Raw genomic sequence first — 20305 nt, 5'->3', positions numbered from 1 at the left:
ATATATTTTAACCTTTAAAATTGATTATACTTTAAAACAACTATAAAGGTACATTTCCATGTTTTTTCGATGGTCTGTTTTCCCTTTTGCCTGCAAGCATTTCAAGTGCACTTATTAAACGGATTCTTGTTGAAGCAGGTTCAATGACATCATCTACATAACCTCTTGCAGCTGCAATATATGGATTTGAAAATTTATCCTTATATTCATCAATTAATTTGCTTCTAGTGCTAACTGGATCATCTGCTTTTCCTATTTCTTTTCTGAAAATTATATTTGCAGCTCCATCAGGACCCATTACAGCTATTTCAGCAGTAGGCCATGCAAAAACCATATCTGCACCTAGGTGTTTGCTGTTCATTGCAATATAAGCACCACCATAAGCTTTTCTAACAATTACGTTTATCTTTGGTACAGTAGCTTCTGCAAAAGCATACAGCAATTTTGCACCATGTCTAATGATACCACTGTGTTCCTGACCAACACCTGGTAAATACCCAGGAACATCTGTAAAACTAACTATTGGTATGTTAAATGAATCACAAAAACGTACAAACCTTGCACCTTTATCTGATGAATCGACATCTAAAACTCCTGCCGAAATCTTTGGTTGATTTGCTACTATACCAACTGTTTTACCATTCATTCTACCAAAGCCGACAATAATATTTTTTGCAAAGTGCTTTTGTACTTCAAAAAAATCTTTTTCATCAACTACAGAAGTAATTATTTCCAGTGCATCATAGGGTTTATTAGAGCCATCAGGAATTATGTCAGTAAGATTATCAGGAACTCTGTTTATGTCATCACTGGTTTGTTGGTGGGGCACGTCTGATAAATTGTTTTCTGGAAGATAACTTACTAATTTTTTAATTTCTTCTATACACTCATCTTCATTTTTACTCATAAAGTGTGCAACACCACTTTGGGAATTGTGAGCATCTGCACCACCTAATTCGTTAAAAGTTACATCTTCACCTGTAACTGCTTTAATTACCTGAGGACCTGTTATAAACATTTGACTTGTATCTTCAACCATAAACACAAAGTCGGTAATAGCTGGAGAATAAACTGCCCCTCCTGCACAAGGTCCCATTATTACAGAAATTTGAGGAATTACTCCTGAGGCGTGAGTGTTTCTTGAAAATATTTCTCCAAACCCCTTTAAGGCATCGATGCCTTCTTCAATTCTTGCACCACCTGAATCATTAATACTTATAAAGGGTGCACCTGTTTTAATTGCCATGTCCATAACTTTGGTGATTTTTTGAGCGTGCATCTCTCCTAATGACCCACCAATTATAGTGAAGTCCTGAGAAGAAACAAAGACAAGTCTTCCATTTATCGAGCCGTATCCTGTCACTACACCATCGCCAGATACTTTCTTTTTTTGCATATCAAAATCAATGCTTCTTGTTTCAACAAATGCATTTACTTCAACAAAACTATTTTCATCAAACAAAGCATTTATTCTTTCTCTAGCGGTTTGCTTGCCAGCTTCGTGTTGCTTTTTTACTTTGGCTTCTCCTCCCCCTTGATTAACCTTGGCTTTTTTTTCATAAAAAAGCGCCGTTCTGCCTTCATTATCCATCTTATGTTCCACCTCATGTTCTTTTTTATTTATAATTTAAAATTAACATTATATACATTTAATTATGCTACCATTCCAGTGGAATAACTTGTCATTTTAATTGTTATTATCACTGTTATATAATAAGGAATGCCTTAGAAATAACGCCCTATTCTCAAGAACAAAATCTCGATAATTTAACGAGTTTTGTACGTTAAAAATGGGATATTATTTCTTAGCCATTACTATAATAAAAATATCCTATCATGAATTATAATACTATATGGGATTACATGCAAGATGATTTAAGGTAAATTTTAAAATAAAAATTTTTTTTTATTATAAAAGATAAAAATCTTTCCGATACATATAGTGAAATGCTTATTTATACTACCTTTTTAATTTAGCCAAAATATTAGTGAATAAATTTATAAAGGGTGATTTATTTGAAAAAAATCAGACCCGAGCAAAGCAGAGGCATAACCTTTTGTAAAGTTTCAATTGATAATGACAGTACTTGGATTCATGGAATAATAACTTATGTAAACTTGGAGAAAAATATCGCCGAGATATTTCTTTCTGCCCGTTATTTTAAAAACTACTTAAAAGAGGGCAAAAAAGTACTCATAAAGTCATTTTCTGACGATAATGAGACTTTATTTTCTGCTAGCATTACAAAAAAAGTGATTTCTATCCGAAAGCAAGCTGTAACCGTTCAGATAGATAAAATGATGAATTACTATAATCAACGTCGATTTGAAAGGTTTAATTTAAATTATCCATGTAAAATAAATTGTGGAAAAGATGAACATATAGCTATTTTGTCAGATATTAGTTTTGGAGGTGGCATGCTTTTTACAGATGCCTTAATTGATGACAATTCTATTGTTAGTATTGATATATTTGTATCCACAGGCGTAGCCATTAATTTTATTGGAAAAACAGTTCGTAAAGAAAGTGTTGGTAGCAGTGAGTTAACATATGGTATAGAAATATTAGAAATTGACAAAGAAAGTAATGCTCTATTAAGTGAACTAATTAATTTTCTTGAAGAAGAAAAAAATCACATTGCACACGAATGGAGAATCTTCAACATGTTAAAATATTCTATCTACACCATATCTATAATTTTCATATTTTTTGTTGTCTTTTTCTTTTTTACAGGAGAAGCCTTTTAAAAGGTCAGTAATGGCTAATAACATCCCATTCTCATTGTCCAAAATCTCCTTAAGTCATCGGGATATTGTCCTTGAGGATAGGGCGTTATATTTCTAATGTATTTCTTAGTTTTTCAATGCAAACAAGTATAGGTGGACAGTTTGATTGATTTATAAAGTCTGTTTTCATGACTATAAACTTTTTTTGATTGATGCATTCTAAAAAAGTCAAAATTTTTTCTTTTTCATCAAAACCACTGTCCTTTCCATAATAAATAACCAAAGTAATTATTCCGCCAGTGACCAAAAGATCCATAGCTTTTTTTAAAGCACAAATGGTTGTATCTGCTTTAGTGGATATATTATGGTTACCACCAGGCAGATAGCCTAAATTAAACATTACTGCCTTTATATTTTTGTCTACATGAAAATCCATGTTTTCATGACCATCTTTAATAAGTGAAACTCTATTTTCTATTTTCAAATCATGTAGTTTTTTATTTGTTTTTGTAAGTGCCCTGTCCTGTATATCAAAAGCAAAAACTTTTCCTGCTTTCCCTACAAGCTGTGCTAAAAATATGGTATCGTTGCCATTACCACATGTAGCATCAACTACAGTGTCCCCTTCTTTTACAAAAGTTTTGATATACTGGTGTGACTGTCCTAAAGAATTTTTAATTGTTTGCATAATTATCTCTCCATAAGTATTATATCTCTTATTATTTTAGCAGCTAAAAGAGCTGTTCTGTCTGACAAATCATAATGAGGAGAAACCTCCACAATATCAAACCCCACAATGTCTAAGTCTTTTAGTATATTCACAGACTTTATAAGTTCATTTGAACTTATGCCTCCAGGTTCTGGTGTACCTGTTCCATTTGCATAGGCTGGGTCTAAAACATCTATATCAAGAGTTACATATATAGGTTTATTTTTAATTTTATTAATTACAGTTTTTAATGGTTCATATACTTCTAAAGTAAACATATTGGTGTTTTCATTTGCAAATTGAAATTCTTCTTTTGTACCTGACCTTATTCCAAATTGGTATATATTTTTAGAAGGCATGAAATCAATTACACGCCTCATGGCAGATGCGTGAGACTCTTGACATCCTAAATAGTCAACTCTCAAATCAGCATGAGCATCAAAATGAAGTAATACTAATTCATCCCCATACTTTTCATAAACTTTTTTTATAACAGGTACACTTATAAGGTGTTCTCCACCAATAAAAAGTGGAAATTTACCGTCATTTACAATCTCTTTTGCTGCATCTTCTATTATTTTAAGGCTTTTTTCTACATCTCCAAAGGGAAGGTCTAAGTTTCCAGAGTCATAAAAGGACACATTTTCTAAAGATTTATCCATGTATATACTGTATTCTTCAATGCCAATTGATATTTCTCTTATTTTTTGAGGGCCAAATCGTGTACCTGGCCTAAAGCTGCATGTAGAATCCATTGGAACACCAACTAAAACTATTGAAGATTCTATGTAGTTTTTGGAACTTCCCATAAACCCTAAAGGAATAGTGCTTTTTCCATCTTTTAAACTCATAATACTGCTCCTTAAACAAACATATATTTTTAAGAATAAGAATTTCTTTATCTATTTTATAATATCTGCCACAAATTTTGGCAGAGCAAAAACTGATTTGTGTATTTGGGGACAGTAATATTTTGTGTCCAATTCAGGGATGCTGTCTAAATCAGTTTCTAGAGGATTATATTTTTTAGATCCCATTGTAAAACTCCAATAACCACTTGGGTAAGTAGGTATTGCACATGTATAAAGTTTGATTATTGGAAATATTGAATTTACATCGTTATAGACATTTTTAATAAGTTGTTTATGAAAAAAAGGTGACTCTGTTTGAGCAACAAATATTCCATCCTCTTTTAAAGACTCATATATAGCTTTGTAAAAGTCAAGTGAAAAAAGATCAATAGCAGGTCCAACAGGATCAGTTGAGTCAACCATTATTACATCAAACTCATTTTTGTGTTCATTTACATATTTTATTCCATCAGCAACAATCACCTCTACCCTTTTATCAGAAAGTGCACAGCTTATTTCAGGCAGGTGTTGTTTTGCAATTTCTATAACGCGTCCATCTATCTCACAAAGCACAGCTTTTTCAATTGAAGGGTGCTTAATAATTTCACGGATTGCTCCACCGTCTCCCCCTCCAATTACAAGAACTTTTTTAGGGTTTTTATGTGTAGATAATGGAATATGTGATATCATTTCATGATAAACAAATTCATCTTCTATTGTAGTTTGAACAGTTCCATCTAAAACAAGCATTTTACCAAATTGATTGGTTTCAATAAGTGCAACATCCTGATACTTTGTTTTTTCAGTGTGATGTGTTTTTTTAATTTTGCATGTTATTCCTACATCTTTTGTTTGATATTCTGTATACCAAAGCTCCATCTAAATCACTCCTTGTGATGAATTAACCCAACTATAATAGTGTGTTTTAAAACACACTGTATTAATCAGCCACTAATATTTTAATCTTAAAATTATATTTTGTCAATAAATGTTTTTAAGAGATTCGTGTATTTCATAATACATTGTACCATTTCACCTGTTTTTTGGAGAAACAATCCAATACTCTTTTTGAGAATTTGAGTTTTTTCATTGCAAGCACAGTAAGTGGAACAGAAGCAATTATATCTAATAAGAATACATATGAAATACTTTTTAAAGATATAATATGATTTTATAATACCTAAATCTTCTAATTTTTCTAAACCCGCAGATGTATTATTACATCCTACAATAATAAATAATACTGAACACGAAAACAGCAACCACAAAGTTATTCTAATCATGCTTTCCTCCTTTTAATTTAATTTTTTACATCATATGTACTTTCTTAAAATAATTATATCAGCTGATAAAAAAACTACAATAGAATCTTCTATTCATTACATAATTAATTATATATATATATTGTCAATACTTTTATACACCCATAATAGATATTAGTATTGTTTACACAACTTAACGTATGATATAATTTCATTAAACAATGCGTAATGTATATTATAAAATTTAAATTTGTACTTTCAAATTTGGAAAAAATCAAAATATGATTGATGATGCTATGAGAATTTTTAGCTTTTGTTTCCCCTCTGAATTGGGAACATAAAAATTTATGAATAGAAGGAGTGTTTTTCAATGCCATTACCAAAACCAGAAAAAAAATACTCATATTCTGATTACTTGACTTGGGATGAGAACGAAAGATGGGAGATACTTGACGGTGTACCATATATGCAAGCTGCACCATCAAGAATACACCAGGAAATATCAATGGAATTATCTACGCAGTTTCATACCTATCTAAAGGGTAAAACATGCCGTGTGTTTGCTGCACCATTTTGTGTGAGATTGGATGTTGAAAAGAATGATAATGATGTAACGAACGTGGTAGAGCCTGATATAACTATTGTCTGCAACAGCTCTAAACTTGATGAAAGAGGTTGTAACGGCTCACCTACCATGATTATTGAGATACTATCTCCGACATCAGGTAAAAACGACAAGCTTATAAAATTTAATAAGTACGAAAAAGCTGGTGTAAAAGAATATTGGATTGTGGAACCTGACCAAAAACTTATAAGTGTATTTATTTTACAGGAAAATAACAGTTATGGTAGACCTGAAATATATTCAGAGGAAGACAAAATTAGAGTATCAATCTTTCCAGACCTTGAAATTGATTTAAAACCAGTCTTTGATATGGTATAATTCTTACTATTCAAGGGGGTACAGGCTTAGAGTATAGTAAAACGTAGATTCTTGCTTAGGTATACATATTTTTATGGGAAGCTTTATTTTTTCATGCACTATTCTACCATAACGTGTTGGTGTATTTCAGTGTTTATAAAGACTTCGTTCCATTAAGTAGCCTTTGGTTAATAATTTTACCATTTACGCAAACATTTTTTAAGGGATTTTTTGAGATTCTTCAATTCGTAATATGAAAATCACTCCCTTTTTCATGTTATACTTTAGCCAGAATCGGATTTAGGCACTGTTTCACTTTGAATACAACTGAATAAACTCTAGGAAGCCAAAAATGCCAAAGTACTGTCCTGAATATATGATTACGGACTTAGAGTCTTCCTCTACATACTTCTTTATTGCTACTGGTAAGCTTTTCCTGTGCATTTCTCACCTTCTTCCATGCCTTTGTAAAGCTGAAAAAATAAATAGCCTATCAGTACCATCACAATGTGAAATGCAATAAAGTTCTGCTTTGTACTTTTGAAGTCCTCTATTTTCCAAAAATCCTTTATCTGACGATAATCCTCTTCTATTTCAGGTCTTAGTTCGTATGTCATAATAATCTGCCTTGCCGTTTTTGTTGTATCAGTAGTTACGAATACATGGTATTCATCTTTTTCAGTGTCATAAACTACGCAGCCTATGATTGCTACATCATTTTCAGGTTCAGCACTCCTCCAGTAACTACCCAGTGATCCTACAAAGGCAATTTTTTGGTTCTTTCGCTTCTTGTTTGGATGAGCCTTCCAGTTATTTTCTGCGTTTGCTATTGATACTGCCTGCTCAAATGCTTCCATGTTGCTCTTAAGAGGGATATAGGAGTCAATCTCCCGTTCCCGTTTTAACTGATTCATAAACTCTCTGGAAATAAAACCACGGTCATTAATCAATATATCTCCAGGTTTAAGCATTTTGCTTTCTAATACCATTTTCTTGCTTAGTTCTAGGTCGTGTTGTTGGATATTCCCAAATCTTATTTCTTCAAGAATGCCAGTATCTCCAGTAATTCCACGCAATGAAGACAGCTTATACCCTCTTTTGTATTCGCCATCATCTTTTATTACTTCTGAACCTTCATAGTTACTATTGCTTAATTCTACTTCAAGTTTTGTACAGTCAAGAACATGTATATCAGGCACAATACCTTTCTTAACAAACACTTCATCCTGAATGTAAGCATTGTAAGCAGTTATTAGTTCATCAACAGTATACTTTTTTACAAAGCTACGAATAGTTCCCTCGCTCATAAGGCCTTCATTCAAGCCTCTCTCATTATCCCATATATTCCAACCGATTTCTGATAATGTCTCTGCATTTGTGATGGCAAATGGAACGTCGGTCAAGCTGGTTTTTATTTTCATCTTTGCTGTAATCGCCAATGCCAGTATAAGATGAAATGGTATGTTTTTATTCTTTACATAAATTAAATGCCCCCTCACTTTTCTCATCGTATTAACTTAACGAGTTCTACAAATTACTCCATAATGTTTTTTCCATATTTTTAATTAGGTTATGTATTATTATTTCACATTTCAAAAATCTTCAGGTGGAGTTGAGTCTCCACCTGAAGCCTCGATGTTACCATGCTTATTTAATAGGAGCAAAAACTTGTGATAAGTCAATTGTGAGGTCAGGAAAAACAGAAATCTGTACTTTATTTATGTCAGTGTAGGCTTCTGGTCTTCCATAGCGGCCATCTTTCTGAAGGGTAAATATGTTCACGTATTTACCTTCTGGATCAACAATCCAATATTCTTTCACACCAGCTTTTTCATATTTATTAAATTTTATAACCCGATCTACTCTTGATGTAGAAGCAGAAGAAATTTCAATAATGAGGGTAGGGGTTCCGAAGTAACCTGTTCCTTTTAATTTGTTTTTATCGCAAATGACTACTATATCAGGCTGAAACACGTTGGTGGTTTCTTCATCTAACTCTTCTCCATTAGGTAATCTTAAATCAAAAGGGGAAGCAAACGCCTGACATCCTTTTCCCTGTAAATAGTTTGCAAACTGCCTATATAATTCACCAGAAATTGCTTGATGCTGCCAAGATGGAGCAGCTTGCATACAAGGTACACCATCAAAAAGTTCCCAATGTTCATTCTCGGGCCAAGTCAAGTAATCTGCATATGAATATTTTTGTTCTGGGTTCGGTAATGGCATAGATAATCACTCCTCTTTCAATTATACCAATTCTAATAAGCCAATAATATTTTAATTTTAAAAACATATTTTATCAATAAATGTTTTTAAGAGATTTGTGTATTTCATAACACATTGTACCATTTCACCAGTTTTTTCATCAAAAGAATAAATTATCAGGTTATTTATATCTACTTAATTGAGAATTTTATTCAAAAAAACTATCAATATTCAAAGCAAAATCTGTAAATAATGCTGATTTCAAAACACTCCCTACTCTATAATTCATCGGCTCACCGTACATCCCATCTTGCAACCAAAAAACCTGTATTTCCCTATTTTTTGGAGAAACAATCCAATACTCCTTTACCCCAAAACGCATGTATAGATTCATTTTCACTGTATAGTCCTTTGAAGCAGTAGAAGGTGAGAGTACTTCAACTACAAGGTATGGTACTCCAACCTAAAACAAAAGAAATAGAGTAAATTCCTTAATATAAGTATTATAACATAAATGATTATTAGCTAGTAGTTATAATAAAATTAAATCACGGTTTATGCATGAAAATTTTCTCTCCAAATAATTTTTCATAAAGTATTTATCACGTATTTTGTGGTTAAATGGATTAAAAGCTGAATGATTCATACGACACCTAAAATACTGAATGTAATAAAACTGTTCTTTACTTTCAACGATTGGTTTATGATAAGTAGCTACAATTCCAGAAATCTTATATTCTGTTTGAAATAATATGTTTTTTCTGTAAGAAACAAGTGTGAGCCTTGACTCACTATTTACTCTATTCACAGCCTCTATTGCCTTTGGTGAAGCTTTCATTTTAGTTGCCTCTCCAAGTGTTGTATCATCGTCTCCATTTGGCACACTTCTTCCCTTTAACTGTATATCATATATACCATGAGCGTCAATATCATGATCTAAATGGATGGATGTATTAAATAGGGCAATGTGATGACAGTCTCTCCTAAATCCTGTTATTTCTAATTTTTCTCCTAGTTTTAATCTAGTTTCAACAGTAGGTGAAGTCAACTCAACCTTTGGAGTTTGACAATAATAAAAAAGATTGTTTAAAGTATATCTATAAGTCCATGTTTCTCTGTTAGGTTGTTCTTTTCCATAATCCCAAAGCATATCATCTGTATCCCATGACACAAGTTCCATCCATGTATTTTTACCTACTATCCCATCAACTTCTAAATTCCTGTTATCTCTTTGGTAATTTTCAACAGCCTCTTTAGTTAGCGGGCCAAATGTACCAAAATCTACACCATCAGGCATTTTTAAATAACCATGTGTTATCAATAGCTTTTGGAGTAGTGCAATACAATTTTGAACAGTAAATCCAGTAAAACACTGAAAGCCCTGTATTAGGAGATTTTGTGTTGTTGTATCATCTTATTATTCTACTCTTTGTAGTCTGTTCTTCTAGCTGCTAATTTGGTAGACATGACTCAGTGGGGAAAAATCATCGTGGCGTTTTAAATGTGATACATAAAAAACAGCACCGTCACCTCTAGCATTTCTAATTCCAGAAATTCTATATTTGTTTGAAAATAAGAGGTTGTTTCTATAAGTAATGTCTATTTCTATAATGTCTTCAGATTTAAGTATTTTATTTATAGCATCTATAGCTTTTGATGATGCTCTCATTCTAATTTTCCCATCTTTATTTGTTAGTATTATACAACCTTTATTATGCATATCAACTGATATAGAATGGTAATAAGGTTGAAGTGGGGGTTGTGGTGAATCTATTGATGTGTCTGGATTAATTTTTACACTTCCATACTCTTACCTCTCACAAGTTGCTATAATAGCTGAACTAATTACGATAACTAAACTTAAAATTACTAATAACATTTGATTTTGGGATAATTTAAGTGCTAAGTGCTTTAGCTTAACTGAAGTTATTAATAGCTTAAATAAGCATACTAAATAAGCTATAAGTAATATTATTATAATCACAAGCACTACTCTCCAGGATACTGAAAAATCACCAATCTGAATGCCATACATTTTCATTTCGGTAGTTCTTGACCCATGAAGGTAATGTGAAAAAAAGCAAAAAGCCGAAAGTCTTAACATAATTGCAAATAAAACAGCAAATATTAAATTTATAAATGCTAAATTTTTCATACTTTCCTCCATCTTTAGTTTTATAAATTAAACATCAGGTAAAACCCTGCTATACCTGATGTTTGATTTAATATTTAGTTATTTTTATGGTATATGCCTATTTTTAAATTGTACACCATCCTTTAATAGTCTCTTTAGTTAGTGAGCCAAATGTACCAAAGTCTACACCATCAGGCATTTTAACCATGTGTTACTAATAATTTCTGAAGTATTGTAACATCATCTGGGTCATTATCTGCTCTCTGCATTAGCAACCATGAAGGTTTACCTATATCCTCTTGTGGTACATTTGCATTACCACCTTCAAATAAGAAGTTAACCAGTGGCTCAACACTACTGTCATTATATGCTATTACGCTTTCATCTATAGAGAATTATTTATTCTGTTCTTTTTCTTTTCTCTCCAAATAATTTTTCATAAAGTACTTATCATATATTTTTCCATGAGACGGATTTAAAAGACCAAAATCCATACTACGTCTAAAATACTGAATGTAAAAAACCTGTTCTTTGCTTTCAACTATTGGTTTATGATGAGTAGCTACAATTCCAGAAATCTTATATTCTGTTTGAAGTAATATATTTTTTCTGTAAGAAACAAGTGTGACCCTTGACTCACTATTTACTCTATTTATAGCCTCTATCGCTTTTGGTGAAGCTTTCATTTTAGTTGTCTCTCCATTAAATCTTTTTAAAATTACATACCCTTTATTATGCTCGTCAACAGTTATAGACATATACTCATCATTAGGTATACCATAACGTCCTATCACATGGCGGACAACAACGTCTTTTTCTCTTTCAAAAACTGTTATAGTAACGGAGGCAAGTACTAAAAATAGACCTAAAAATATTAATATAATCTGATTTTTTGACAGCTTTAAAGATAGCCTCTTAAATTTAACTATTTTAGATAACATTACAAATAGAGTTATTAAATAAATAATTATTAATGCTATAATAATTAGTAACACTACTTGCCATGATATTTCAATACTAGAAAACTCAAAGCCATATATTTTAGGCCATCCATAACTACCATCAGTAAAAGCGGCAATACAAGCCCCAGATATCTTTAAAATAATTACAATTAAAATAGCACTTAATAAATTAATAACCAACAACTTTTTCATAGTTTTTTGCTCCTTCGTTAATTGCTTATTTTTAATAAAGTAATTATATTCTACTTAATAGTGCTCACTCACTAACTAACTAATGTTTGAGTCTTTATAAGCTAGTATCAGATAGAGATTTTTCTCTACCTGATACTGAAACTTTATATTTTATGGTATGTGCCTGTTTTTGTGTACATACCTGTTTAGTCCATAGTATTCATCCTTAACAAATTCATCCCTATAGCCTTGAATCTGATTTTCGACAAAAGCATCCAAAACCATCTTTCTATTTAGATCAGTAATTACACAAGTATCTGCTCTATCATACCCCCACATAATGTCGTTATGTTCTACTCCATTGATAGAGACAGAATCAGGTAATATATTATCATTTTTTTTAATCTTTTCAGTAAAGTGTATATATGCATCTTCTAAACCAAGAGCATGGCCAAATTCATGTGCAGCTGTATTTCTAAACATATTAGCAGTAGGTTCATCTTCTACACCTAAATATATACTTGATGAAGAATTTACATTCCAATTATCAATACCTATGTGTTCATATCTTACACTGTCTATAAGTAAAGCGTTTGAATGTATGAATGTGTATATCATATCATAGTCATACATATAGATTCTACCATACAAGAACTCACCTCCGCGGCCACCTTCCATTACCATGTCCGTTACTTCATCGTCAGAAAGTTCGTTTAGGTTTATCTTGATTTGATAGTCGAAGCCATCATACTCTACATTTCCTTCCCATAGTTTAAATCCTTCAATAGCCAAATCTTTATAATTCAAAGATGTTTGTCCATGCCACTCTGATCTATCATCAAAACCAACATCTACATGAAAATATATTGTTGTACCTACTTGAGTAACTCTTATTAGTGCATCATCATCTTGCTTTGCAAAATTAATAGGAACAATAGCTTCAACTATTTCTGTTGATGCAAGTGTTGTATCATCGTCTCCATTTGGCACACTTCTTCCCTTTAACTGTATATCATATATACCATGAGCGTCAATATCATGATCTAAATGGATGGATGTATAAAGTTCTGTATTATCAAATTCAGTTTTTACCCACTCCCCATTAATAAATAGGGCAATGTGATGACAGTCTCTCCCAGATCCTATTATTTCTAATTTTTCTCCTGGTTTTAATCTAGTTTCAACAGTAGGTGAAGTCAACTCAACATCTGGACTTTGCCCATGATAAAAAAGATTGTTTAAAGTATATCTATATGTCCATGTTTCTCTGTTAGGTTGTCCTTTTTCATAATCCCAAAGCATATCATCTGTATCCCATGACACAAGTTCCATCCATGTATTTTTACCTACTATACCATCAATTTCTAAATTCCTGTTATCTCTTTGATAACCTTCAACAGCTTTTTTGGTAGATGAATCAAATGTACCAAAATCTTTACCATAAGAAAATTCTAAATAACCATGTGTTACTAATAGCTTTTGAAGTATTGTAACATCATCGGGGTCATTATCTGCTCCCTGCATTAGTAACCATGAAGGTTTACCTATATCCTCTTGTGGCACATCTGCATTGCCACCTTCAAATAAGAAGTTAACCAGTGGCTCAACATCACTGTCATTATATGCTATTACGCTTTCATCTGTTGCTTGTCCAACTACAAGACCTGTTGTATTTCCCAATTCTGTAATGATTGAATTAGCATCTGAAAAATAACCGCTGTGTCTGGTATAAAAGAGAGCATACTCGTTATAATCTGCCCCCTGCACCGTATACTCATCAAGCATTTCACTTCCACTTACCAAGCCACTTTGTATTTGCCCCAGTAAACCATCAGGATCAAGTGTTTTATTTACAGGTTCTATGTTATTAAAATTATGTGCTATCCTGGTTCTCAGACCTTCTCTTGCATAGCGGTTGTTTGTTCTTGAATGTGAAACTTGATCTATTTTTATATTTTCACCATCTCTACTTTCAAGAAAAACAACTCTTATATTTGTTTTTCCCATTAAACCTAATAACGTACTGGTAATATTTGTTTCGAATGTATCCAAAGCATCTTGATCAGAATGCTCACTGTCTATAACAAATGCTACGTTCACAGCTCTATTTTGAGATTGCACATTTGAAACAACAATTTTTCTAGATTGCTCATGTGTTACGCCCCAGTTTTGAGCAGTTAGCATTCCGTTAGAAGCTAGGGTTTGTGCACTTACTGTGTTGCTAGAATCAGTGTTTGGAAGTGTTGCAGTGACTATACCACTACTTTCATCTATTCTTGTAGCTTGAGGTACCATTTCACCTGTTTCTTCATTAAGCAAGTAAATTATCATGTCGTTTATATCTACTTCATCTAATTGCTCTTGACACAGGAATAAACAAATAATAAATTCCCATTTTTGAATCGGTTATTTTCCAATATTACTTCGTTGTCGTCAGTCAAAATACGTCAGTATTCTTCCTTCCTCCGCCTTGTACTATTGAAAAATTTCTCGTTTCAAAATCGGGTTTTATTATTGGCTTATTCCTTAACTCAAAACTAACTTCCATCCAGTCTAGCTCAGTATCAGTTCTTACTTCTATTGGTTCTCCATAAAAGTGCATTTTACCTTCAAGTTCATCAGATATATTTGTTACCATTGTATTGTTTACATTATCACTACTGCTGATTGCAACATGTGGCACGACATTTTCATCAGTAAATCCAATGAAATTCTGTCTTGAAAGATTTTGTGTTGTTGCATCATCTGATTCTTCTGGGATTACACGAACTATGCAAAATAGGCTGGATCTAAATAGTGGATCAAACATAGCTTGTGCTGAAACAATTGCTACACCCTCTTCCTGTGCAGTAATTACACCATCAGTTACTTCCACTACATCAGAGTCACTTGTTGACCAGTGGAAAGAATCTTTATATATTTCAAGTGGTATTATAGGGTCTACCAAACCTAATTCTTCTCCTTCTTTTAATAAAACCTCATTATATAATAGGTTCATTGATGGATATGTTTTAAAGTCATTATTTATTTGAACGTAGTTTTTAGTTTTTTCAAGAGCTCTTAATATATGCTCATATTTGCCATCATTTTCATCATTGGCCGCTTCTAGCTCATCTATATAATTTGTTGTGCATGATATTCCATCTATACCAGCATAATTCCTACCCTCAAGTCCATCAGGACCTTGAATAAGTTGAGCATCAGTTAAATTATAGTATCCATAAAAGCCATAGCCTTTTTTGTCTTCATTATTCCATGTAGTGTCCATGTGATACCAATTGTCTTCTATATTTACTACATTCCATGCATGGTCTCCAGCTATATCTATTGTGTTTTCTATTTCGTTAAGAATTTCATTTGTAACTATAATGTTTTCTATTCCTGCTGCGGTAAGCATTTTATACGTTAGCATTGCATAACCGTTACATTTTGTTTCTCCATGATAAAGAGCACTGTAAGGATCGTTATAATCATTAGTATGTGAATAATTTACAAAGTTTAAAATATAGTCATGTATGAGCTTTTGCTTTTCGTGGTCACTCATATCATCATTTACAAGCTTTGATACTATAAAATCAACTGTTTCATCAACATAATTTTCCTGTTCCTTTGTTGTGCAATAATCAACCTCTATATTAATTCCTGAAATTCCATATGATTTTTTAATCCTAGGAGTTCTACCTTTTATTGCCGCATTTAAATAAGTATCTTCACTCCGTATTGAACTCAATATTTCCTTTACTTCATCAATGGAAATAATATCTTTATATACAATTTTAATATCTTCCACTCTATTGTTAAGATTTTTTTTAATCATTGATTCTAAGTCATTTTTAGAGTATGCTACAGCACTGTAATCATCAAAATAGCTAAATTCAAATGATATTTTAATAATTCCGTTATTTATTTCTTCTTTAGGTGATACACTTTGAATCAAAAATGGAATTCCATTTAAAGGTGAAGTCAATTGGACACTTGATCTATCATTAAAATAGTAACAATTTTGCAAAGTATATCTATATGTCCATGTAGTTCTGTTTGGCTGTCCTTTTTCAAGACCTTGAAACAAGAGACATCCATGTATTTTTGCCTACTATTCCGTCAACTGCTAATCTGTTATCTTTTATCATCTTATTATTCTACTCTTTATAGTCTCTTCTTCTAGCTGCTAAGCCGGTAGACATGACTCAATGGGGAAAAATCATCGTGGCGTTTTAAATGTGATACATAAAAAACAGCACCGTCACCTCTAGCATTTCTAATTCCAGAAATTCTATATTTGTTTGAAAATAAGAGGTTGTTTCTATAAGTAATGTCTATTTCTATAATGTCTTCAGATTTAAGTATTTTATTTATAGCATCTATAGCTTTTGATGATGCTCTCATTCTAATTTTCCCATCTTTATTTGTTAGTATTATATAACCTTTATTATGCATATCAACTGATATAGAATGGTAATAAGGTTGAAGTGGGGGTTGTGGTGAATCTATTGATGTGTCTGGATTAATTTTTACACTTCCATACTCTTCTCTCTCACAAGCTGCTATAATAACTGAACCAATTACTACAACTAAACTTATACTTATTAATATCACTTGATTTTTTGATAATTTAAGTGATAAGTGCTTTAGTTTAACTGAAGTTATTAACAGCTTAAATAAGAATACTAAGTAAGCTATAAATAAAAGTATTATAATTACTAGAACTACTCTCCAGGATACTGAAAAATCACCAATCTGAATGCCATACATTTTCATTTCGGTAGTTCTTGACCCATGAAGGTAATACGAGACAAAGCAAAAAGCAGAAAGTCTTAATATAATTGCAAATAATACAGCAAATATTAAATTAACAAATGCTAATTTTTTCATACTTCCCTCCATCTTTAGTTTTATAAATTAAACATCAGGTAAAACCCTGCTCTACCTGATGTTTAATTTAATATTTAGTTATTTTTATGGTATATGCCTATTTTAAAATTGTACACCATCCTTTAATAGTCTCTTTAGTTAGTGAGCCAAATGTACCAAAGTCTACACCATCAGGCATTTCTAAATAACCATGTGTTACTAATAATTTTTGAAGTATTGTAACATCATCTGGGTCATTATCTGCTCCCTGCATTAGTAACCATGAAGGTTGACCTATATCCTCTTGTGGTACATTTGCATTACCACCTTCAAATAAGAAGTTAACCAGTGGCTCAACATTACTGTCATTATATGCTATTACGCTTTCATCTATAGAGAATTATTTATTCTGCTCTTTTTCTTTTCTCTCCAAATATCTTTTTTTACGATATTCCAGATCATATTTATCAAATATTTTTCCGTGCGATAGATTTAAACGATCAAAATCCATACGACGTCTAAAATATTGCATATAATAAACCCTTTCTTTAATATCCATATTGGTAATAACTAAAATTCCAGATATCTTATATTTTGTTTGAAGTAGTATGTTTTTTCTGTAAGAAACATACATAGGGCGTTCCTCACTATTTACTCTATTTATAGCCTCTATTGCCTTTGATGAAGCTTTCATTTTAGTAGTCTCTTCATTAAGTTTTTCTAAAATCACATACCCTTTATTAAACTCATCAACAGATATAGACTTATAATCATCAGGTGAAGGTGGTTGTCCTATAACAAAACCAACTTGCACAACTTTCTCTCTTTCAAAAATCGTTATAGTAACTGATGCAAGTACTAAAAAAAGACCTAAAAATATTAATATAAGCTGATTTTTTGATAGTTTCAAAGACAATTTCTTAAATTTAATTATTGTAAATAACATCATAAATATAGTTATTAAATATAGAATTATTAAAGCTATCATAATAATTAATAATACTTGCCATGATATTTCAATATTAGAAAATTCAATACCATATATTTTAGGCCATCCGTAATTACCATCGAAAAAAGCGACAAGACAAGGTCCAGATATCTTTAAAATAATTATAAAAAAAATAGCAGATAATAGATTAATAACCAACAACTTCTTCATAGTTTTTCGGTCCCTTCATTAATTGCTTATTTTTAAATCAAGTAATTATATTTTACTTAATAGTACTCACTAACTAATATTTGAGTCTTTATAATCTAGTATCAGGTAGAGATTTTTCTCTACCTGATACTTAAAGTTTCATGTTTTACTCTCTATGGTATATGCCTGTTTTTATGTACATCAAAAGTTCGTCTTGATCCTTCATCCTCAACAAATTCATCTATATAACCTTGATGTCGATTTTCAACAAAAGCATCTAAAACCATCTTTCTATTTAAATCAGTCACAACAGAAACTCCTATTCTATCATTACCCCACATAATGTCATTATATTCCACTCCATTGATATGAACATCCTCAGGTATTTTATTATCATTTGCTCTTATTTTATTTAAAAAGTGTATATATGCATCTTGTAAACCAAGTGCATGACCAAATTCATGTGCAGCTGTATTTCTAAACATATTAGCAGTAGGTTCATCTTCTACACCTAAATATATACTTGATGGAGAATTCACATTCCAATCATCAATACTTATGTTTTCATACCTTGCACTTTGGAGACATTCAAATCTTCTACTTATTAATGTGTATACCATATCATAGTCATACATATAGATACCACCTTGCAAGTGCTCACCTCCACGGCCGCCTTTCATTACCATGTCCGTTACTTCATCGTCAGAAAGTTCATTTAGGTTTATCTTAATTTCATAGTCAAAGCCATCATACTCTACATTTCCTTCCCATAGTTTAAATCCTTCAATAGCCAAATCTTTATAATTTAAACCAGCCCACTCTGATCTATCATCAAAACCAACATCTACATGAAAATATATTGTTGTACCTACTTGAGTAACTCTTATTGGTGCATCATCATCTTGCTTTGCAAAATTTATAGGAACAATAGCTTCAACTATTTCTGTTGATGCAAGTGTTGTATCATCGTCTCCATTTGGCACACTTCTTCCCTTTAACTGTATATCATATATACCATGGGCGTCAATATCATAATCCATAAGGATATATGTATCAAGGGGAGTATTATCGTATGCAGTTTTAACCCACTCTCCATTAATAAATAGGGCAATGTGATGACAGTCTCTCCCAGATCCTATTATTTCTAACTTTTCTCCTGGTTTTAATCTAGTTTCAACAGTAGGTGAAGTCAACTCAACATCTGGACTTTGCCAATGATAAAAAAGATTGTTTAAAGTATATCTATATGTCCATGTTTCTCTGTTCGGTTGTCCTTTTCCATAATCCCAAAGCATATCATCTGTATCCCATGACACAAGTTCCATCCATGTATTTTTACCTACTATCCCATCAATTTCTAAATTCCTGTTATCTCTTTGATAACCTTCAACAGCCGCTTTAGTTAGTGGGCCAAATGTACCAAAGTCTACACCATCAGGCATTTCTAAATAACCATGTGTTACTAATAATTTTTGAAGTATTGTAACATCATCTGGGTCATTATCTGCTCCCTGTATTAGTAACCATGAAGGTTGACCTATATCCTCTTGTGGTACATTTGCATTACCACCTTCAAATAAGAAGTTAACCAGTGGCTCAACATTACTGTCATTATATGCTATTACGCTTTCATTTGTTGCTTGCCCAACTACAAGACCTGTTGTATTCCCCATTTGTGCTAAAATTGATTCAGTTTCTGAAAAATAACCGCTGTGTCTGGTATAAAAGAGAGCATACTCGTTATAATCTGCCCCCTGCACCGTATACTCATCAAGCATTTCACTTCCACTTACCAAGCCACTTTGTATTTGCCCCAGTAAACCATCAGGATCAAGTGTTTTATTTACAGGTTCTATGTTATTAAAATTATGTGCTATCCTGGTTCTCAGACCTTCTCTTGCATAGCGGTTGCTTGTTCTTGAATGTGAAACTTGATCTATTTTTATATTTTCACCATCTCTACTTTCAAGAAAAACAACTCTTATATTTGTTTTTTCCATTAAACCTAATAATGTACTGGTAATATTTGTTTCGAATTTATCCAAAGCATCTTGATCAGAATGCTCACTGTCTATAACAAATGCTACATTCACAGCTCTATTTTGAGATTGCACATTTGAAACAACAATTTTTCTAGATTGCTCATGTGTTACGCCCCAGTTTTGAGCAGTTAGCATTCCGTTAGAAGCTAGGGTTTGTGCACTTACTGTGTTGCTAGAATCAGTGTTTGGAAGTGTTGCAGTGACTATACCACTACTTTCATCTATTCTTGTAGCTTGAGGCACCATTTCTCCTGTTTCTTCATTAAGCCAGTAAATTATCATGTCGTTTATATCTACTTCATCTAATTGCTCTTGACACAGGAATAAACAA

Annotated in this window: 19 protein-coding genes and 1 pseudogene; 2 read left to right on the top strand and 18 right to left on the bottom strand. The window is 32.1% G+C overall.

Going from position 1 to position 20305, the window contains the following annotated elements; translation table 11 throughout:
- Positions 1-40 precede the first annotated feature (40 nt).
- Entirely contained in the window at positions 41-1591 is a 1551-nt protein-coding gene (locus RBH29_RS04940; protein ID WP_306695638.1) for an acyl-CoA carboxylase subunit beta, read from the bottom strand.
- Between the two features lie 425 nt (positions 1592-2016).
- On the opposite strand from RBH29_RS04940, the gene RBH29_RS04935 reads away from it, so the two are divergent.
- The gene (locus RBH29_RS04935; protein ID WP_306695637.1) at positions 2017-2748 is read left to right on the top strand and encodes a PilZ domain-containing protein; all 732 of its coding nucleotides are present in this window, start codon (positions 2017-2019) and stop codon (positions 2746-2748) included.
- 85 nt (positions 2749-2833) lie between these two features.
- Here the strand turns inward: RBH29_RS04935 and RBH29_RS04930 are convergent, their stop codons facing one another.
- The 4 genes from RBH29_RS04930 to RBH29_RS04915 form a co-directional block, all read right to left on the bottom strand.
- Positions 2834-3415, bottom strand: a complete 582-nt coding sequence (locus RBH29_RS04930) for a tRNA (mnm(5)s(2)U34)-methyltransferase (protein WP_306695636.1) — start codon at positions 3413-3415, stop codon at positions 2834-2836.
- Between the two features lie 2 nt (positions 3416-3417).
- Positions 3418-4287, bottom strand: coding sequence for an agmatinase (gene speB / locus RBH29_RS04925; protein ID WP_306695635.1), 870 nt, complete (start codon positions 4285-4287; stop codon positions 3418-3420).
- A 51-nt stretch (positions 4288-4338) separates the two neighbouring features.
- Entirely contained in the window at positions 4339-5166 is an 828-nt protein-coding gene (gene speE, locus RBH29_RS04920) for a polyamine aminopropyltransferase (RefSeq protein ID WP_306695634.1), read from the bottom strand.
- A 92-nt stretch (positions 5167-5258) separates the two neighbouring features.
- Positions 5259-5570 (bottom strand): hypothetical protein, encoded by a 312-nt coding sequence (locus RBH29_RS04915; protein WP_306695633.1) that lies wholly within the window; start codon positions 5568-5570, stop codon positions 5259-5261.
- A gap of 349 nt (positions 5571-5919) precedes the next feature.
- Here RBH29_RS04915 and RBH29_RS04910 point away from each other — a divergent pair, with 349 nt between their 5' ends.
- Positions 5920-6492 carry a Uma2 family endonuclease gene (locus RBH29_RS04910; RefSeq protein ID WP_306695632.1) on the top strand — a complete coding sequence of 191 codons (573 nt, stop codon included), beginning with the start codon at positions 5920-5922 and terminating at the stop codon, positions 6490-6492.
- Positions 6493-6890: 398 nt separating this feature from the next.
- Here the strand turns inward: RBH29_RS04910 and RBH29_RS04905 are convergent, their stop codons facing one another.
- The 13 genes and pseudogenes from RBH29_RS04905 to RBH29_RS04845 form a co-directional block, all read right to left on the bottom strand.
- The gene (locus RBH29_RS04905; protein ID WP_306695631.1) at positions 6891-7874 is read right to left on the bottom strand and encodes a transposase; all 984 of its coding nucleotides are present in this window, start codon (positions 7872-7874) and stop codon (positions 6891-6893) included.
- Between the two features lie 244 nt (positions 7875-8118).
- Positions 8119-8697, bottom strand: coding sequence for a Uma2 family endonuclease (locus RBH29_RS04900; RefSeq protein WP_306695629.1), 579 nt, complete (start codon positions 8695-8697; stop codon positions 8119-8121).
- 187 nt (positions 8698-8884) lie between these two features.
- Positions 8885-9121: pseudogene (locus RBH29_RS04895) on the bottom strand (Uma2 family endonuclease); the annotation flags it as partial.
- Between the two features lie 87 nt (positions 9122-9208).
- A complete protein-coding gene (locus tag RBH29_RS04890; RefSeq protein ID WP_306695709.1) occupies positions 9209-10018 on the bottom strand; it encodes a peptidoglycan-binding domain-containing protein in 810 nt (269 codons plus the stop codon).
- A gap of 102 nt (positions 10019-10120) precedes the next feature.
- Positions 10121-10396, bottom strand: a complete 276-nt coding sequence (locus tag RBH29_RS04885; protein ID WP_306695628.1) for a hypothetical protein — start codon at positions 10394-10396, stop codon at positions 10121-10123.
- Positions 10397-10486: 90 nt separating this feature from the next.
- On the bottom strand, positions 10487-10831 hold the full coding sequence (locus RBH29_RS04880; RefSeq protein WP_306695627.1) for a hypothetical protein: 345 nt from the start codon (positions 10829-10831) through the stop codon (positions 10487-10489).
- A gap of 374 nt (positions 10832-11205) precedes the next feature.
- A complete protein-coding gene (locus RBH29_RS04875; RefSeq protein WP_306695626.1) occupies positions 11206-11964 on the bottom strand; it encodes a hypothetical protein in 759 nt (252 codons plus the stop codon).
- Positions 11965-12114: 150 nt separating this feature from the next.
- Complete coding sequence (locus tag RBH29_RS04870; RefSeq protein ID WP_306695625.1) at positions 12115-14274, bottom strand: peptidoglycan-binding domain-containing protein; 2160 nt, start codon at positions 14272-14274, stop codon at positions 12115-12117.
- Between the two features lie 106 nt (positions 14275-14380).
- The gene (locus tag RBH29_RS04865; RefSeq protein ID WP_306695624.1) at positions 14381-16012 is read right to left on the bottom strand and encodes a transglutaminase domain-containing protein; all 1632 of its coding nucleotides are present in this window, start codon (positions 16010-16012) and stop codon (positions 14381-14383) included.
- Between the two features lie 92 nt (positions 16013-16104).
- Entirely contained in the window at positions 16105-16815 is a 711-nt protein-coding gene (locus RBH29_RS04860) for a hypothetical protein (RefSeq protein ID WP_306695623.1), read from the bottom strand.
- Between the two features lie 97 nt (positions 16816-16912).
- Positions 16913-17068: a peptidoglycan-binding domain-containing protein gene (locus RBH29_RS04855; RefSeq protein ID WP_306695622.1), complete on the bottom strand. Its 156-nt coding sequence runs from the start codon at positions 17066-17068 to the stop codon at positions 16913-16915.
- 126 nt (positions 17069-17194) lie between these two features.
- Positions 17195-17953 (bottom strand): hypothetical protein, encoded by a 759-nt coding sequence (locus tag RBH29_RS04850; protein ID WP_306695621.1) that lies wholly within the window; start codon positions 17951-17953, stop codon positions 17195-17197.
- Between the two features lie 152 nt (positions 17954-18105).
- Entirely contained in the window at positions 18106-20256 is a 2151-nt protein-coding gene (locus tag RBH29_RS04845; protein WP_306695620.1) for a peptidoglycan-binding domain-containing protein, read from the bottom strand.
- Between the last annotated feature and the right edge of the window lie 49 nt (positions 20257-20305).

The sequence above is a fragment of the Herbivorax alkaliphila genome, assembly GCF_030848475.1.
GTDB lineage: Bacteria > Bacillota > Clostridia > Acetivibrionales > Acetivibrionaceae > Herbivorax.
Note: the sequence above shows the minus strand (reverse complement) of the source record. Positions and strands in the feature narration are given on the sequence as shown.

Bases quoted from the DNA above. Each gene is read 5' to 3' on its own strand.
- RBH29_RS04870 (WP_306695625.1), bottom strand. From the start codon at position 14,274: ATGATAATTTACTTGCTTAATGAAGAAACAGGTGAAATGGTACCTCAA.
- RBH29_RS04910 (WP_306695632.1), top strand. From the start codon at position 5,920: ATGCCATTACCAAAACCAGAAAAAAAATACTCATATTCTGATTACTTG.
- RBH29_RS04845 (WP_306695620.1), bottom strand. From the start codon at position 20,256: ATGATAATTTACTGGCTTAATGAAGAAACAGGAGAAATGGTGCCTCAA.
- speE (WP_306695634.1), bottom strand. From the start codon at position 5,166: ATGGAGCTTTGGTATACAGAATATCAAACAAAAGATGTAGGAATAACA.
- RBH29_RS04850 (WP_306695621.1), bottom strand. From the start codon at position 17,953: ATGAAGAAGTTGTTGGTTATTAATCTATTATCTGCTATTTTTTTTATA.
- RBH29_RS04885 (WP_306695628.1), bottom strand. From the start codon at position 10,396: ATGCATAATAAAGGTTGTATAATACTAACAAATAAAGATGGGAAAATT.
- RBH29_RS04860 (WP_306695623.1), bottom strand. From the start codon at position 16,815: ATGAAAAAATTAGCATTTGTTAATTTAATATTTGCTGTATTATTTGCA.
- RBH29_RS04855 (WP_306695622.1), bottom strand. From the start codon at position 17,068: ATGCAGGGAGCAGATAATGACCCAGATGATGTTACAATACTTCAAAAA.
- speB (WP_306695635.1), bottom strand. From the start codon at position 4,287: ATGAGTTTAAAAGATGGAAAAAGCACTATTCCTTTAGGGTTTATGGGA.
- RBH29_RS04915 (WP_306695633.1), bottom strand. From the start codon at position 5,570: ATGATTAGAATAACTTTGTGGTTGCTGTTTTCGTGTTCAGTATTATTT.
- RBH29_RS04875 (WP_306695626.1), bottom strand. From the start codon at position 11,964: ATGAAAAAGTTGTTGGTTATTAATTTATTAAGTGCTATTTTAATTGTA.
- RBH29_RS04880 (WP_306695627.1), bottom strand. From the start codon at position 10,831: ATGAAAAATTTAGCATTTATAAATTTAATATTTGCTGTTTTATTTGCA.
- RBH29_RS04940 (WP_306695638.1), bottom strand. From the start codon at position 1,591: ATGGATAATGAAGGCAGAACGGCGCTTTTTTATGAAAAAAAAGCCAAG.
- RBH29_RS04930 (WP_306695636.1), bottom strand. From the start codon at position 3,415: ATGCAAACAATTAAAAATTCTTTAGGACAGTCACACCAGTATATCAAA.
- RBH29_RS04900 (WP_306695629.1), bottom strand. From the start codon at position 8,697: ATGCCATTACCGAACCCAGAACAAAAATATTCATATGCAGATTACTTG.